At 55.3% G+C, this 16,219-nt stretch carries 15 protein-coding genes; 9 read left to right on the plus strand and 6 right to left on the minus strand.

Features of this window, described 5'->3' with window-relative positions; all coding sequences use genetic code 11:
* Positions 1-12: 12 nt before the first annotated feature.
* The gene (locus CRO59_RS04980; RefSeq protein WP_027614489.1) at positions 13-873 is read left to right on the plus strand and encodes an SMP-30/gluconolactonase/LRE family protein; all 861 of its coding nucleotides are present in this window, start codon (positions 13-15) and stop codon (positions 871-873) included.
* A 194-nt stretch (positions 874-1,067) separates the two neighbouring features.
* Positions 1,068-1,622 carry a sce7726 family protein gene (locus CRO59_RS04985; RefSeq protein WP_027614490.1) on the plus strand — a complete coding sequence of 185 codons (555 nt, stop codon included), beginning with the start codon at positions 1,068-1,070 and terminating at the stop codon, positions 1,620-1,622.
* Here the strand turns inward: CRO59_RS04985 and CRO59_RS04990 are convergent.
* The 3 genes from CRO59_RS04990 to CRO59_RS05000 all read right to left on the minus strand — a co-directional run bounded on the left by CRO59_RS04990 (position 1,614) and on the right by CRO59_RS05000 (position 5,685).
* Positions 1,614-2,681: a hypothetical protein gene (locus tag CRO59_RS04990; protein ID WP_027614491.1), complete on the minus strand. Its 1,068-nt coding sequence runs from the start codon at positions 2,679-2,681 to the stop codon at positions 1,614-1,616. The two genes, CRO59_RS04985 and CRO59_RS04990, sit on opposite strands and share 9 nt — an antisense overlap.
* A 688-nt stretch (positions 2,682-3,369) precedes the next feature.
* Entirely contained in the window at positions 3,370-4,257 is an 888-nt protein-coding gene (locus CRO59_RS04995; protein ID WP_027614492.1) for a GntR family transcriptional regulator, read from the minus strand.
* 111 nt (positions 4,258-4,368) lie between these two features.
* Entirely contained in the window at positions 4,369-5,685 is a 1,317-nt protein-coding gene (locus CRO59_RS05000) for a CitMHS family transporter (RefSeq protein WP_026019990.1), read from the minus strand.
* Between the two features lie 348 nt (positions 5,686-6,033).
* Between CRO59_RS05000 and CRO59_RS05005 the strand changes: the two genes are divergently transcribed.
* From CRO59_RS05005 to CRO59_RS05030, 6 genes are all read left to right on the plus strand, one after another.
* The gene (locus CRO59_RS05005) at positions 6,034-8,640 is read left to right on the plus strand and encodes an aconitate hydratase (RefSeq protein WP_027614493.1); all 2,607 of its coding nucleotides are present in this window, start codon (positions 6,034-6,036) and stop codon (positions 8,638-8,640) included.
* A gap of 31 nt (positions 8,641-8,671) precedes the next feature.
* Positions 8,672-9,820 (plus strand): 2-methylaconitate cis-trans isomerase PrpF, encoded by a 1,149-nt coding sequence (gene prpF / locus CRO59_RS05010; protein ID WP_027614494.1) that lies wholly within the window; start codon positions 8,672-8,674, stop codon positions 9,818-9,820.
* Between the two features lie 79 nt (positions 9,821-9,899).
* On the plus strand, positions 9,900-11,126 hold the full coding sequence (locus tag CRO59_RS05015; RefSeq protein WP_256578366.1) for a lactonase family protein: 1,227 nt from the start codon (positions 9,900-9,902) through the stop codon (positions 11,124-11,126).
* Between the two features lie 31 nt (positions 11,127-11,157).
* Positions 11,158-11,868, plus strand: coding sequence for a TerC family protein (locus CRO59_RS05020; protein ID WP_027614497.1), 711 nt, complete (start codon positions 11,158-11,160; stop codon positions 11,866-11,868).
* Complete coding sequence (locus CRO59_RS05025; RefSeq protein ID WP_027614498.1) at positions 11,865-12,599, plus strand: transporter substrate-binding domain-containing protein; 735 nt, start codon at positions 11,865-11,867, stop codon at positions 12,597-12,599. The genes CRO59_RS05020 and CRO59_RS05025 overlap by 4 nt, the downstream gene beginning before the upstream one ends.
* Before the next feature lie 178 nt (positions 12,600-12,777).
* Positions 12,778-13,689, plus strand: a complete 912-nt coding sequence (locus CRO59_RS05030; protein ID WP_065899395.1) for an alpha/beta hydrolase — start codon at positions 12,778-12,780, stop codon at positions 13,687-13,689.
* 177 nt (positions 13,690-13,866) lie between these two features.
* On the opposite strand, the gene CRO59_RS05035 is transcribed toward CRO59_RS05030, so the two are convergent.
* Positions 13,867-14,325: a helix-turn-helix domain-containing protein gene (locus CRO59_RS05035; RefSeq protein ID WP_027614500.1), complete on the minus strand. Its 459-nt coding sequence runs from the start codon at positions 14,323-14,325 to the stop codon at positions 13,867-13,869.
* A 96-nt stretch (positions 14,326-14,421) separates the two neighbouring features.
* On the opposite strand from CRO59_RS05035, the gene CRO59_RS05040 reads away from it, so the two are divergent.
* Positions 14,422-15,369 (plus strand): aromatic alcohol reductase, encoded by a 948-nt coding sequence (locus CRO59_RS05040; RefSeq protein ID WP_027614501.1) that lies wholly within the window; start codon positions 14,422-14,424, stop codon positions 15,367-15,369.
* Positions 15,370-15,552: 183 nt separating this feature from the next.
* Here CRO59_RS05040 and CRO59_RS28890 read toward each other — a convergent pair whose 3' ends face one another.
* Together CRO59_RS28890 and CRO59_RS28895 are read right to left on the minus strand one after the other, a co-directional pair.
* A complete protein-coding gene (locus tag CRO59_RS28890) occupies positions 15,553-16,008 on the minus strand; it encodes a hypothetical protein (RefSeq protein ID WP_226939985.1) in 456 nt (151 codons plus the stop codon).
* Positions 15,959-16,195, minus strand: a complete 237-nt coding sequence (locus CRO59_RS28895; protein ID WP_226939984.1) for a hypothetical protein — start codon at positions 16,193-16,195, stop codon at positions 15,959-15,961. Before CRO59_RS28895 ends, CRO59_RS28890 begins: the two co-directional genes overlap by 50 nt.
* Positions 16,196-16,219 lie beyond the last annotated feature (24 nt).

Consider the following 16,219-nt stretch of genomic DNA (forward strand, 5'->3'; position numbering starts at 1 on the left):
TAGGAAGCAACCATGTTTAAAACTCTAACCGACACCACCAGCATGCTTGGCGAGTGCCCTGTCTGGTGTGAAAGAACCGAACGCCTGTTCTGGACGGACATTCCAAGCTGCGAGTTACGTGCTATAGATCTCGTAAGCGGTGAAGTGCAGTGCTGGCCGCTGCCCGAGTCGCTAGGCTCATTTGCCCTCACGGCAGACGAAGACGTATTGCTAATGGGACTGGCATCCTGCCTGGGCTACTATCAGCTGAGCACAGGCCGTTTCAGCAGAATTGCAGTCACGCCTGGTGTACCCGGAACCCGAATCAATGATGGCCGCTGCGACCGTATGGGCAACTTTGTGTTCAGCACGATGGACGCCAGTGAGCAGGTGCAAACCATCGGCAGATTTCACCGCCTCAATGCGTCGACGCTCGAAACAGAAACGTTGGACATTCCCGCAGTGGCGATCCCGAATAGCATCTGTTTCAGCCCGGACGGCTTCACTCTGTATTACGCGGACTCCCTGCAGGGACGTATTTTCTGCTGCGATTACCCCTCACTGGAAAACCAGCGTGTGTTCACGACGGTTGACGGTCAAGGCGCTCCAGATGGCTCTTGCATTGATGCGCAGGGGTTTCTCTGGAATGCCGAATGGGGCGGCAGCAGGGTGGTGCGTTATGCGCCGGATGGAAAAGTCGATCGCGTAATCGACTCCCCGTGTATTCAGACCACTTGCCCAGTGTTAGCGGGCGCCGCTTATACCACGCTGTACAGCACCAGCGCGCTGATAGGCCTGGACAAGCCGACATGTTCCGATGGTGCGCTGATAAAAGCCGAAGCCGTTGTCGCTGCGGGACTTTCTGAAGAGCGATTTTCAGGGCTACTGAGCTGAGTACTGGGTTCTAGCCTCGGGCGTCGCTCTAAATGCCAATTTCTAGCCGCATCGGAATGAACCCACCAAGCTTCTACCGGGCGCATCCCCACTTCGTGCAAGATGGCTATCATACAGATGCGGGCTCTGTGGCCTTAGACGACCGGATGCTTTTTTAGCGTGAGAAGCCTCAACTGTCTGTCTATAATCCGCGCATGCTGAATCCAACCGAAATCCGCCCAATCCTCAAGCAGTGGGTCGCGAAAGCGATGTCCCATGAAGAGAGTGACGTTTTCATCGAGGAGCTGTGCTTCATTGATAAGGCCAGACGCGCCGATCTCGTTCACGCCAATGGAAAGCTAACCGCGTTCGAAATCAAATCGCATGCTGATACCTTGGCTCGCTGGGAAGGCCAGCAGCAGGCCTATATGGCATGCTTTGACGAAGTCTGGCTATGCTGCCATTCGAAGCACTTGGTGAAGGCTCTTGAGTCCTGTCTACCGCATGTTGGAGTGCTCGTAGTCGATGACTATTCGGGCATGGCGATGATTCGAAGGGCGAAGCCCAACAAGCTCCAGGATAAATTTCACCTTACGGGATTCTTGTGGCGTAGCGAGTTGGACGCACTCGCGGCCCAGTATGGGGTGCCAACGAAAAGTCGCAACCTCATAAAAGAGGTGCGTCGCCAGCTATGCGACGCCCTCCCCATGAACGTGATCAGATCGCATGTACTAGCAAGCTTGAAACAACGCTATCGCTCGCTAGAGTAAGTCGTCGGCATCAAAGTCATCGAAACTGTTATCCGTATCTACGATGGACTCGATCATGGCGCAGATATGCTGATTGATCCTGTACCCATTCCATGTGCCATTGTTCCCGTAACCTGTAGATGTGGCGACAATTCTGCTGTACTCACGAGTAGCCCAGCAAAAGTCATCACCGTGGTAACCCGGCAGGCCTCTGATTTCTTGGGCGATTTCAACGTACCGTACAAACTCCTTGTCCGAACCTTTGCGTCGTTGCCACCATTCTGTTGGCGTGTAATAGCAGGCAAAAGGAAGCACAGGCATGCCTCGTATGTATTCCATCGAGGCGGTCGGATTGGTGGCGGCGTAATCCCCGTAGACGATATCCAACTCTATGCCACTGGTATCGACCCTTGCTTGCCACGCAACGTCGTAACAGGCGGAGGAACGTGAAGTGTTTGAAGCCGGCTTATCGATAGGGAAGGAAGTGCTCATGAGGATCAGATTTCGTATCTGATAGCTGTTCAGTTGTCTCAGGGATACGTTGAAATCTGACCCTGAGGCGGTGTTGGCCGGAGCGGTGGCACCGAAGTCTAAAATCACCGTCGCGGTGTCCGGGCGTTCAAGAGCATCCAGGATTGATAGCAATCTGCTCCACGAAGTCGAGGTGGGGTTTTCCGGGCAGGTAACCCTTATGGCTATATGGGGGAAATCGCCCTGGAGAGCAAGTGCACTTTGGATGACTGCTCGTTGGGGATCGTCATCAACCCAGGAGACCACCGGTATAACATTCTGGTTGATGGCTGCCACATCGGAAAAGAAGCGACGTTTGTTCTCAAACGCGCCATGAGGATTGTGCAGGTCATTGGTAGTAATGAATTCTTCACCAACGTCCTTAGCTATTCTTGAAACGTCCAGGAAAAAAGGATGCTCAGTCCAACTCGCTAGGAATGTTTGAAGGTGTCTGTCGTCGTCACCTCGCATGTCCAACAGCGGAGCCACTACTTCCCGCCTGTGGTCTTCCAGATTTATCAGCGCCTTAACGTCATTCTGACCAACTCGTAAACAAGCCACGTACTGCATCTTGCACTCCTTGCATGCTGTGAAAACAGGTTTTGCCGTAATCTGAAGTCATAGCGAGTCAAAGGCCTTGGTGAGCAGCGAGCGTCGACATGCGGAACGTATCGGTTTTGCTCAGTTTCACTGGCCGACGTCATGCTCCCAGTGAGACGGCAGGTGGAGATTGGCAGGATAGCACTTGGCCACTCAATAAAAGCCTTAATGCGTATTTTGGGATGTGGGGCGCGTCTATGTCCGATCAGTCGGTAGGTTACTCATGCCTTTGCACCAGAGAGAGGCTTTTGTATGCCGGCCTGGCTGCATCGAACAGCCTGTACCGTCACATGAGCGACATGTTGCGGGTCGCCATGGATCATGGGAAATCCGCTCTCTGGGCCAGAGATGGTGTCTACTTAAATTAGGTGGAAACCATGGCCTTTAGCAGTCGTTCGAGGAAGATATGTTTGCCGGACGGTTACAAAACTTGAGGTCGACCTCGTCTAACAGCGTGATCGAGCTGGGTGCAAAATGACACGAAAGCGCGCACTCGGATGTCTTAGTTCGAATGTTTTATATGGAAATATAAGTCAATCAGCGCGTTATGGGACTACGACGATACCGCTAGCTGGCAGAGCGTCGTCCAAGCGCCAGGAGTGAGCGCATGCGACCAGGTTGATCGCGTCAATGCTCTAGGGGCTAGGGAGTGGAAATCTTATTCAAACAAAGCAGGATCGACTTTGTGTCGGCGAGCTTGTTCAAGGTGGCGCCGCATCTGGTCAGCAGCAGCCAAGCGGTCGCCACGTTCCAGGCAATCGAGAATCGCTAAGTGCTCTTCCGCTTGGCCTTTACGGGGTGTGCGTGCGCTGGCCTGGCGGTATTCCACCAGGCGTCGTAACTGGTCGAGACGGCGGACAGTCTGCTGCAGGAAACGGTTACCCGAGCACGCTGCCAATGTCTCGTGGAACTGGGAATTGGCCTCAAAAAGCTCCTGAGGCGTCATGGTCAGGTAGCCGCCGTTCGCGATGAATTCCTGCTGCTTACGACATGCCGCCAACGTCTCGCGATCAATCTGAAAAGTCGGTGACAAAAGGCCAGAAGGTTCGACGGTCGCTCGGAAGGAGTAGCTTTCTTCGTAAGCCTCAACAGAGTCGATCATGGGAAGCAGACGCCACCCTTGGCCTGCACGCTGTTCAACCCACCCTTCTTGCTGCATCCGAGACAGCACGGCCCTCAGAGCTGCTCTGGACACATCGAACTGCCGCATGAATTCGATCTCGGTAAACAGTTCAGGAAGCTGCCGACTGAGGCGAAGTTCTGCAAGCGTCAGGTACAGAGGATCGTCGCTCTTCTCCATGACTTCAGAGACAAGGTCGCTCAAGTCGTCACTGGATCGCGCGAGGAAAAATCCCCTGTTGCGGTCGTAGGTCAGCATACCCTTTTCAACCAAATGGCCCAGGGCAAACTTCACAGGCGTGCGCGACACATTCAGTGTGTTCGCTAGCTGTGATTCAACCAGATGATGGCCAACAGGGAAGCGTTCACGTCGGACGTGGGAAACGATGTCACGCGCGATGCGTGCTTGCAGCGGGCTTAGAGGCATTAGGTCGGAAACCACAGAGATCTGAACCGAAGAAAGCCCATTCTAGCGCGTCATTTTACGCTGTGGCAGAGACCGTTTGGCCTCCGCCTCAATTATGACGTCCAGCGGGGCTTACCGAACCTGATAGAAGGGAAATGCCCCAAACAGAAGGCCGCCCACCAACAGGCCGAGGCTGGCCAAAATAGCCCATTTGAGCGCGAAGCGTTGATGATCTCCGAGATCTACTTTGGCCAAGGCAACGAGCAGATAGAGTGATGGCACCAGCGGGCTGAGTAGGTGGACGGGTTGACCCACAACCGAAGCCCGCGCGATTTCCAGTGGAGTTATCCCGTATTGGGCTGCAGTCTGTGCGATCACCGGAAGGATGCCAAAGTAGAACGCGTCGTTAGACATGAAGAATGTAAACGGCAGGCTAACGAGGGCGGTGAAGACAGCCAGGAACGGGCCGAAGCTTGGTGGGATTACATGCAGCAAGCTTTTCGCCATTGAGTCCACCATGCCGGTTCCGGAAAGGATCCCCGTGAAAATGCCCGCAGCAAAAATGACTGCTGTAACGGCCAACACATTCGTCGCATGAGCGGCAATACGTGCTTTTTGCTGCTCAATGTTCGGGTAGTTGAGCATGATGGCAATGGCGAAGCCGACCATGAACAGGATCTGGATAGGCATTGCGCCAATGATCAGGCAAGTGATGAGGCCTAGTGTCAAGATCAAATTCGGCCAAAACATTTTCGGACGACGATTTTCATCACATTGCTCTGCTGATCCATTGCCCAGCGACACAGGGCCGTGATGAAGACCGTCCATATCAAGAATGCCAATGCGCGCACGCTCTTTGCGCCCAATGACTACGGCAGTAAAGATGAGGCAGGCGCAACCTAGCAGCATGCCAGGAATCATGGGCAGGAAAATCTCCATTGCATCCACATGCAGCGCTGCTGCTGCGCGAGCAGTTGGCCCACCCCACGGCGAGATATTCATGATCCCGCTGGCAATGTTCACCAGGCATGTCATGCCCAGCACGCTCATCCCCAGTCGCTGATACAGCGGCAGGAATGCAGCGCAGGCAATCATGTAGGTAGTCGAGCTGTCACCATCCAGCGACACCAGCATCGTCAGCACCGCAGTGCCTACCGAGACCTTGAGAGGGTCGCCTTTCACCACTTTCAAGATGAAGCGGACGAGCCCGTCGAACAGCCCAGCGTCGATCATTATGCCGAAGTAGAGAATCGAGAAGGTCAGCATCACGCCGGTTGGAGCAAGTGTTTTGACGCCGTCGAGCATCATGGCACCGAGGCCTACGTAATGGCCTCCGATCAGCGCGAAAACGATAGGTATCAAGATCAACGCGATGAGCGCAGAAAGGCGCTTCGTCATGATCAAGTACATGAAACAGATAACCATTGAAAAGCCAAGGACTGTTAGCACGGTCGAACTCCCATTTTTCAGATCTATGTGGCTCTGGTCGGCCATATGGCCTGGATAGCGCAATAGGTCTCAGGTCGAGACCGGCTCGATCCAAATGGGAGTGGTGGGGGAGCGGGGGCAAAAGAGCTTGATCATGGCGGGCCTCGATTTTTCTTATCTTTATTTTTTCTACCGTACCTGACTGGGCGCTACGTCGAAGGAGCGAGCATGCGCAGTAGAAATCGTTGGTTGGGTACGTCCGACACTCAAACAAGATGAATCGGATGACCCAACATTGACCTATATCATCACAAAGTGCAATATGCGTCCCACAAGAACGTTACCCGTGTTGTTTGTGAGGAATAGTCAATGCCTAAGTCAAAGGGTCAAATCGTTTCCGCCAACGGAATCGAGTACCGTGTCAGCGACATCCGGGGGGTCGTGACCGACCTGGGTGGTGATTACGCGAAGCTGCCCTACAGCTTGCGAATCCTTGCCGAGAACGTTTTGCGTGGAGAGGCTGACCCTGAAGCCGCGCTCAAAGTCATCTGCGCCCGCTCTAAAGAATTCGACATTCCTTTCCGTCCAGCTCGCGTCGTTCTGCAGGATCTGCTCGGTACGCCGGCGCTGGTCGACCTCGCGGGTCTGCGCGATGCCGTCGCTGCTCAAGGCGGCAACCCGAGGCTGGTTAACCCTGTTACACCGACCCACTTGGTAGTGGATCATTCGCTCAACGTAGAGCGTTGGGGTGACGCCAGTGCACTCGCCGATAACGAAGCCATTGAGCGTGAGCGCAACGCCGAACGTTTCCAGTTTCTGGACTGGTGCAACAAGGCGTTCAGCAATTTGTCGATCATCCCTTCGGGCAAAGGCATCCTTCATCAGATCAACTTGGAACGCTTGACTACCGTAATTGGCACTCAGCGCCGTGATGGTGAGCTGTGGGCGTTCCCGGATACGCTGGTCGGCACCGACAGCCACACCACCATGATCAATGCCATCGGCGTGCTGGGTTGGGGTGTCGGTGGTATCGAGGCTGAGGCAGCTATGCTGGGTAAATCCCTGATGCTTCGTCTGCCTGAAATTGTCGGTGTGCGTCTGGAAGGCACCTTGCCCCAAGGCTACCTGGCAACGGACATCGCATTGGCTCTGACCGAGCTGCTGCGTAAGGCTGGCGTGATCGGCTCCTTCCTGGAGTTCTTCGGCCCAGGTGTTCCACAGTTGTCTCTTGCTGACCGAGGCACCCTGTCGAACATGGCGCCTGAGTTCGGCGCTACCGCTGCCATGTTTGCCATCGACGACCGCACGCTGCATTACCTGCGCATTACCGGTCGTGGCGGTCAGATCTCGGGGCTGACTGAAGCCTATGCTCGTGCTCAAGGCCTGTGGCATGACAGCCTCGGCGCGGTTGAATACAACCGCGTTGTAACCCTGGATCTCGGCACCGTGGAGCGTTCCATCGCCGGCCCGAAACAGCCTCACCAGCGTATCGTGCTGGGTCAGAAGGCACCGGCAACCAATCTACCAACTGGCCTGGACAATGGTTCGGTCGTATTGGCTGCAATCACCAGTTGCACCAACACCTCCAACCCCCGTGGTGTGATCGCCGCTGGTCTGGTAGCACGCAACGCCCGCAAGCGTGGTCTGAAGCGCGCTCCATGGGTAAAAACTTCGTTTGCGCCAGGTTCGATGGTGGTTGCTGGTTACCTGGAGCGTTCGGGTCTGAACAATGATCTGGATGCACTGGGCTTCAACCTGGTCGGTTACGGCTGTACCACTTGTAACGGTATGTCGGGGCCATTGCTGAGCCCTGAGATCGAAGAGGAGATCCGCACCCGCAAGCTGGAAACCGTGGCTGCGACCTCGGGCAACCGTAACTTCGAAGGCCGTGTTCATCCGCTGGCTCGCGAAGTTTTCATCATGTCGCCGCCGCTGATCGTTGCTTACGCCATCGCCGGTACCTATCTGATCGATCCGGAAAAAGACGCGCTGGGCGTGGATGACAACGGTGTGCCTGTTTACCTGCACGAGCTGTGGCCAAGCGACGAGGAACTCACCTCAATCGAGACTGAAAACCTCACCGCCGACCTGTTCGACAAGGCGTACGAAGACGTCCCGCGCGAAGCCGGACTGATTGCCAGCGACCTGCGCGCCGGTGTCAGCGACCAATACGCATGGCAAGCGAACAGCACCTACATTCGCAAACCTCCCTACTGGAGCGATGCGGTGACGGCCACTGACATCAGCAAAGACTTGAGCAACATGCGCGTCCTCGCCATGCTGTCGGACAACATCACCACCGACCACATTTCTCCATCGGGTGCGATCCTGCCGGAAAGCGATGCGGGCCAATACCTGCAATCGCACGGCATCGCGGTGCCTGACTTCAACTCCTATGGCACACGTCGCGGCAACCACGAGGCTGCGCAGCGCGCCACCTTCGCCAGCCCGCGCCTCAAGAACGAGTTGCTCGAAGATGGTCGTGAAGGCCCATGGACGCTGCTGCTGCCTGAGAAAGAGGTCACCACGATCTTTCAGGCTGCCGAGATCTACGCAGATCGCAAGCAGTCCCTGATCGTTGTCGCCGGCAAAGAATATGGCAGTGGTTCGTCTCGTGACTGGGCGGCTAAAGGCCCACGCCTGTTGGGTGTGCGCGTGGTAGTAGCTGAGAGCTTCGAGCGTATCCACCGTACCAACCTGGCGGGTCTCGGCATTCTTCCGCTGCAGTTCGAGCAGGGTGTCTCGCGCCAAAGCCTGGGTCTGAATGGCCGCGAAACGTTCAGCGTGGAAGGCATCACCGATGACTTCCAGCCAGGCGCCAAGGTCACTCTGGTGATCGAGCGCGAAAACGGCGAAACCGAGCGCGTCACTGTGGTGAGTCGTCTGGATACCTTCGAGGACGTTCGTTACTTCCGCAATGGTGGTCTGTTGCCGCAGTTGCTGATCGAAAGCATGAAGAACGCATCCGCTAACTGATGTGCCGCTGATTTGTCGCAGGAGATATCAAATGACTCAAAGACGTATTCCAGCCGTTTACATGCGTGGCGGCTCCAGCAAGGGTGTGTTCTTTCTCGACAAGGATCTGCCGCCTGCAGGCCAAGAGCGAGATGCCATCCTGCTCCGCGTGATCGGTAGCCCGGATGTGTACGGCAAGCAGATCGACGGGGTGGGTGGTGCGACCTCCAGTACCAGCAAGGTGGTGATCATCGGTAAATCTAGTCGCGAAGATTGTGACGTGGATTACCTGTTCGGGGCTCCGGCCATCGAGACGCCAGTGATCGACTGGTCGGGCAACTGCGGCAACCTGAGCTCGGCTGTCGGCCCATACGCCATCTCTGAAGGTCTGGTAGATGCGCCTCGCGATGGCATCGCCGTCGTCCGTATATGGCAGGCCAATATCCAGAAACGCATCATCGCGCATGTGCCTATGCGCAACGGCGAGGTTCTGGAAGAAGGTGATTTCGTGCTCGACGGTGTGGCGTTCCCCGCTGCTGAAGTCGTGCTGGAGTTTCTTAAACCAGGCGGCTCGGGGGGCAGCATCCTGCCGACGGGTAACGCCATCGACGAACTAAATATTCCAGGCATTGGCAATATGCCCGTCACGTTGTTGAACGCTGGTAACCCTACCATCTTCGTTGAAGCTGACCGAGTGGGCCTGAAGGGCACCGAAACTCAGGATCAGGTCAATGGGGATGCTGAGCTGCTGGCACGCTGCGAAACCATCCGTGCCCACTGCACCGTTGCCATGGGACTGGCCGCCACCGCCGAAGAGGCAACTCGTCTGCGTCCGCACACGCCGAAGCTGTGCTTCGTGGCCAAGCCTCAGGCCTATCAGGCGGCAGGCGGCAAGCTCGTTGAGCCTGGTGATATCGATGTGATCGCCCGGATCTTGTCGATGGGCAAACTTCACCATGCGATTACGGGTACGGGTGCAGTCGCTGTCGCCGTCGCGGCAGCTCTCGACGGCACGCTGGTGAATCGTATCGTGGGTGACATCGGGGATCGTCAAGTTCGTATGGGGCATACCGCTGGCAGTGTGGCAGTAGGCGCAAAAACTGTGCTGGAGGACGGTGCCTGGAGTGTGGACAAGGCTGTGATGAGCCGCAGTGCTCGCCGGCTGATGGAGGGCTGGGTACGGATTCCTGAAGTCCTCTGATCCAGCCCGTGCTCATGTCGGCTTCCGTCCGGCATGAGCACAACCCTGATCAATAATAAAAACAACAGAGAACCACACCATGAGTTCATCCGAATTCCCGCGTCACTCGATGCTCCGCCGCCAATTCATTCAGCTTTCTGCGCTCGCGGCAGGCGGTGTATTGGCTGGTGGCTTCACCCTCCCGGCACACGCTGCTGCTACCAGTGATAAAAGCAAGATGACCAATAACAAACGGTCGCATACCCCTCGGTTTGCTTATGTTGGATCACGCACAACCAAAGAGCGCAATGCCCGTGGCGTAGGCATTACTGTATACCGTTATGCGCCTGAAACGGGTGCGTGCACGTTGGTTCAGGCGCTCAATGATCTTGTGAATCCATCGTTTCTGACCTTCGACCACTCGCAGACTCATCTTTACTGCGTACATGGTGATCTCAGCGAGGTGAGCTCGTTCGCTATTGATGCGAAGAGCGGTGAGCTGACCAAGCTCAATACAGTTGGCACCCAAGGCAAGAACCCCGTTCATCTCAGCGTCGATCCTTCCGGTAAGTTCCTGGCTGTTGCGAACTATGCCACTGGCGGTTTTGCGATCTTCCCGATTCAGGATGATGGTAGCCTCGGCGCGCTGGCTCATCTGGAGTCGCTGCCTGGCGAGCCTGGGCCGCATAAAGTGGAGCAACGCAGCTCTCATCCACACATGATTCCTTTCGATCCGTCCGGACGATTCTTGGTCATTCCCGACAAAGGATTGGATGGCGTCTTCGTCTACCGGGTGCAGCAGAACAACGCGAAATATGGCGCCACCCAGGTCAGCATGGTCAAAGCACGCGAAGGCTCGGGCCCGCGCCACGTGGTATTTACGCCGGTAGGGAAGAGCGCTTACGTCGTAAACGAACTCGACAGCAGCGTCACCGGGTACGCCTACGATCCTGAGCAAGGCTCGCTAAAGCCTCAGGAAATTGTCTCCACTCTGCCGTCGAACTTCACAGGCAATAGCCGTGCCGCGGCCATCGTGATGGCGCCGTCTGGAAAATACCTCTACGTGTCGAACCGGGGCCATGACAGTGTGACGACTTTCGCGCTGGAAGAGAGTGGGGCATTTGCTGCCAAGGCTCACACTTCGTCTCAAGGACGTAAGCCTCGCTTCATGAACCTGACGCCGGATGGCACGCGTCTGTTTGTCGCCAACGAAGAGACAGACACCATTGTCGGCTTTGATGTTGATCAGGCTTCCGGGGTGCTTACCTCGAACGGTCAGGTGATCAAGACCGGCAGCCCGGTCTGCATGATCTTCAAAACTGTCTGATTAACCGGCCCCCTGGCTTGGAGAGCTCATTTTGATCGAACTCATAAACTCGCCAGGGTTCTGGCTGGCGGTGATGCAAATCATCGCCATCGATATTTTGCTGGGTGGCGACAACGCGGTGGTCATCGCGCTGGCTTGCCGCAAGCTCCCAGAAGCTCAGCGCAATCGCGCCATCATTGGTGGCGCGTTGGGGGCGATCCTTCTCCGGATCGCCATGATCTTCTTCGCTCTGCAATTGCTGGAGCTGCCGTACCTAAAGCTAGTTGGCGCCGTGCTCCTTCTGTGGATCGGGATCAAACTGATCGTTCCCGAAGGCGAGGACGCTCACGACAACTTGGCTGCGAGCCCCAAGCTTCTGGGGGCAATCAAAACGATCATCGTCGCCGACGCGGTGATGAGCCTGGATAACGTCGTTGCTGTGGCGGGAGCATCCAACGGCCAACTGGAACTCGTGATCTTCGGCATCGTCATCAGCATTCCCATCATCATTTGGGGCAGCAAGTTGGTGCTGCACTTCATGGATCGGTACCCGATAGTCATCACGCTGGGAGCGGCACTGCTGGGCTGGATCGCGGGTAGGATGGCGATCACCGACATTAGCGTGCCGGCAGTGCCGACATGGTCTCATTACGCCGCTGGAGCATTAGGTGCGCTCATGATTTTGATTATCGGAAAAATGATTATCCATTGGAAAGGGGCAGGCGCTAGCCAGTCAGAAGCGGAAAGGAGCGAGCGATCGTGAAATTTGAACTTGCCAACGTGTGTAGGGATTTGGCTCCTCACGGGACACTGCGGGTGGCCATTAACCTTGGCAATCCTGTCTTGGCGAAGCGAGATGAGCAAACTGGAGTTCTTTCCGGAGTGTCAGTTGCGTTGGCAAAGGCCCTTGCCGATGAGCTTGGCATCCAAATTTCGATGGCGACGTACGATGCTGCCGGCAAGGTGTTCGCTGCTTTAGAAGAACAGGCTTGGGATCTTGCATTTCTGGCAATCGAGCCAGTTCGGGCCGAGAAAATCGCGTTCTCGAACCCCTACGTTTGTATCGACGGAACCTATCTTGTGAAGACCGATAGCAAATTCCATCGAGCCTCTGCTCTGGATACAGGCGGAAACCGTATCGCCGTAGGAAAGGGTGCCGCCTACGACTTGTTCCTGTCCCGCACACTCAAGAATGCTAACCTCGTCCGAGCGGAAACCTCGTCTGAAGCTGTCCACACCTTCCTGGAGTTGGGCCTGGATGCAGCCGCTGGTGTTCGCCAACCATTGGAGCGTTTCGCCAAGTCGACTACTGGCGTGAGGGTGTTAATGGATAACTTCACAGAAATCCGTCAGGCACTGGCAGTGCCTAAAGGCCGCGATATTGCGGCGGAGTATGTCCAGGGCTTCGTTAACCGCCAATTGCGAAGTGGATTCGTAGCTAAGGCTCTTGGTGACAGTGGCGAGTTCGACGCCCATGTCGCCATGCCCGCTTGAATCCTCATGAAAAAAACCAGATCTGCACTGGCTGAATGAGGCGATAACCTCTCTCATGAGCCTATGCCGTTCTTGGACGTCTCTGCTATGGCCGCCTCAATTGGCAATCTCCGCTACCCGAGGATGAATCTAATTGCTCAGATCAACAACTTGGCTGAACCCCGTGACTGAGCCTTCAATGGTCTATAAAGATCTTTTCCCTGTGATGGAGACAGTGCTTGCGAGCGGCGTTACGCTTCTTGGGGGGCTGCAATATCATAGAGTTGATGGCTACCGTCCCCTGACGCTCGACCTCTACTCCCCGTTGAAGAAAGGGCAGCCTCACCCAAGGCAGTTACCCCTGCTGATCTATATCCACGGAGGAGGTTGGAGGCGTGGTGACAGTCACCGATGCGGTGTTTTCACTGACTTTCCGAGATTATTGGGCGATATTGCGAGCAGAGGTTATGTCGTCGCAGCGGTGAATTACCGACTTAGCTCAGAGGCGAAATGGCCAGCGCAAATCGACGATGTTCGAACTGCTGTCAGTTTTCTGCTGAACCAAGCTGATGCATTCGGTATAGATCCGCAAAGGGTCTACGCTTGGGGCGTGTCAGCCGGAGCTCAGTTGGCTGCCTCGCTGGGCAATCCAACTGAATCGGTAAGTAGTCAGGATCAGCATTGTCCGGTCACGGCAAGCGTTCATGGCGTAGCGGCTTGGTATGGAGTTTTCGACTTCACCACTCTCGGTGATCAAGCGCTACAGCTGGGAATTGACATTCCAGATGATGCGCCGGAGTGGAGGCTTATAGGGGCAGAGCCTGGCCAGGATCGCACTGCTCGTTTTCGCTCAGCCAGTCCCGCTTTTCACCCCACATCTCGAACTTCGCCGATGCTGATTTTAGCCGGGAAAAAGGATCGGAAGGTTCCATATCTCCAAAGCGTGCAAATGAAGGACGCGCTTGATCGTGTGGGTGTGCCAAATCTTTTTTATATATATGAGGAAGTAGGACACAGCTTCATCTGCGAAGATAACCCTGCTGAGACTAATCGAGTCAATTTATTGGCAATAAATCAGACTATTGATTTTTTCGATGCTTTGGCCTTTTAGTGTCGACTGAGCAGCAGCATTGGGGCCCAACATTAACAGCCAGCGCAGGCGTCGCCTGTGCTGGTGTCACTATGTGCAATGCATGGTCATGCTGATGGCCCAATAAAGAGCGTCAGTGCGATTGATTAATTACTACGCTATTCCTCAGCACCGGGCTTCTAGTACGCTGCGAGTAAATCAGTCAGACGCTTCTGAGCCTAATGGTGTCGACGTGGGTATTTGCCATACAGGCTTTTTATCATTCTGATTGTCGAAATTACGCCGCGCCTTGCGGAAATCCTCAACGTTTTCGACAACCCACGTCCAGATGGGGGACATGCGGATCAATAGTTCCATGCCTAGCGGCGTGAGCTCATACTCGACACGTGGTGGAATTTCATCAAACTCCCGCCGATTCACTAAGCCATCCCGCTCCATGGCGCGCAATGTCTTAGTCAACATCCGCTGAGTCACTCCGGTCATCTGCCGTTTTATTTCGGCATGGCGCATTGTGCCGTACACCCCTAGGGCATGCAGAATGCCTAATGACCAGCGGCTGCCTGCGTGAGCAAGCACTTCCCTTCTGACGCCATCATCGTCTTCTCTAAGCGTTCGGCAGATTGTCTCAGCTTGGCTGAGAGCCTCCTGACTGGACATTTCTTTGTCTGGTATCACCGGTGTGCCTTCTTACAAGCGTTGCCTAATCGTGCAAGCATTTGTTCATCTTACAGGCAACAGGGCTCAGGAGAAATCATGACCGAAGTGACCCAGCTTTCCCCCCAATCCATTCTCGTTCTAGGCGCCGGTGAGCTTGGACTGCCGGTTTTGCGCAACCTGGCGCGGGTAGCAAAGCGTGCGCCAGGTTCCACAATCAGCGTCCTCCTCAGGGACTCGACCATCAACACTCAAATTCCTGAGAAAAAGGTTGAAATCGATGAGCTTCGGGCCCTAGGCATCCAGATGGTAGCCGCAGACCTCGTGAATGACTCAATCGATCAGTTGGCGGAAGTATTCGCACGTTACGATACCGTAATCGGCTGTGCAGGCATGGTTGCAGGCCGGGAAACCCCGATGAAACTGGCTACCGCTGCTCTGAAGTCAGGTGTGAAGCGCTACTTCCCGTGGCAGTTTGGTGCCGACTTCGAGGCAATCGGTCGGGGCAGTCCTCAGGATCTGTTCGATGCTCAGCTTGATGTTCGCGAATTGCTTCGCGCCCAGGATAAAACTGAATGGGTAATCATCTCGACTGGTATGTTCACCAGCTTTTTGTTCGAGCCTGTATTCGAGGTGGTCGATTTCGAAAACGACACCGTGAACGCACTAGGCAGTCTCGAAACCAGCGTGACGCTTACGACTCCAGACGACATCGGCGCCTTGACAGCGGAAATCGTTTTCTTCGAACCCCGCTTTCGCAATGAAATTGTTTATCTATCTGGAGACACTGTGACGTACGGAGAGGTCGCCAGCCTCCTTGAACGTGTGCTGGGTCGCCCGTTCAAACGAAACGTGTGGACTGTTCCGTACCTGCTCCAAGAATTGGAAAAAGACCCCACCCATCACATCAAGAAGTACCGTGCCGTATTTGCTCAGGGCAAAGGTGTGTCATGGCCTAAAGCAGGCACCTTCAACGAGCAGCAGTCGATTCAACTCACGACCGCTGAGAACTGGGCCCAGGCAAACCTGACAACCTCTTCAGTATAAGTGGGGTAGCTGAGCTAACGTTTCCGCTCTGGAAATTTACCTGCTACAAGCTCTTCAGTCTGATAGGGCCACCGATAACCGAAGCTAAAAAACGGGGTAGGGATACCTGATTGCCCTGAGCACCATTCCCCTAGTTTTCGGTGGTAGGGGAGCGAGCTCATAGAAAGCCTACCGTCGAGCGGCTCATCCCAAGCTGCCTGGCGGTTTGGCGTTAGCATTCGCAGGAGCCTGACGGCTGCTGGCTTCGAGCCGGCCTTCACCTGCTCTGCTCTGCGCCTTACTGGTGGCATTAGGTTTAACACTAGCGCTCTGTCCATGTCCTCGGCGTTTACGCCAAGTCACCACAGCGCCGCTGAGCCTTTGCAACAACCAACCGACGGAGTGTCGCGTTCCCGGATCAACCAACTTACTCAGTTGGGTTTTGATTTCTGGCCCCATCGCTCTCAATGTGCCGGTGTGCGTCATCACCAGTTTTTTAGCCTGGTCCGGCAGAAGGTTTTTCGCTGCGCTATTGGCAACTCCTTTACCTACGGCTTTGTAGGCGCTAAATGCAGCCCCAAAGATATTGCTGATGGCCGCCTTGGGATCGCTAAGCAATTGATTGCCGGCAGCAGTGATTTTCTGACCCGCGGCGCGCATCGCCTTTTGCGTCGAGCTTGCCGTTGACGACGGCTTCAAGCCCTTTCGCAATTTCTTTTACCGCGCTTGCCCCCAAGTTCCCGGCATCGGCAAGAATGCCCGAAAGTTTGCCTTGGGCCTGTTTTACGAAGTCATCGATCGTGCCGACGATGGTGGCGTTCAAGTGCCCGACCAGCACTTCGGTCATTGAATCGCCCAACAACATCTTGGC

The organism is Pseudomonas sp. LAMO17WK12:I5, from assembly GCF_900215165.1.
Taxonomy (GTDB): domain Bacteria; phylum Pseudomonadota; class Gammaproteobacteria; order Pseudomonadales; family Pseudomonadaceae; genus Aquipseudomonas; species Aquipseudomonas putida_A.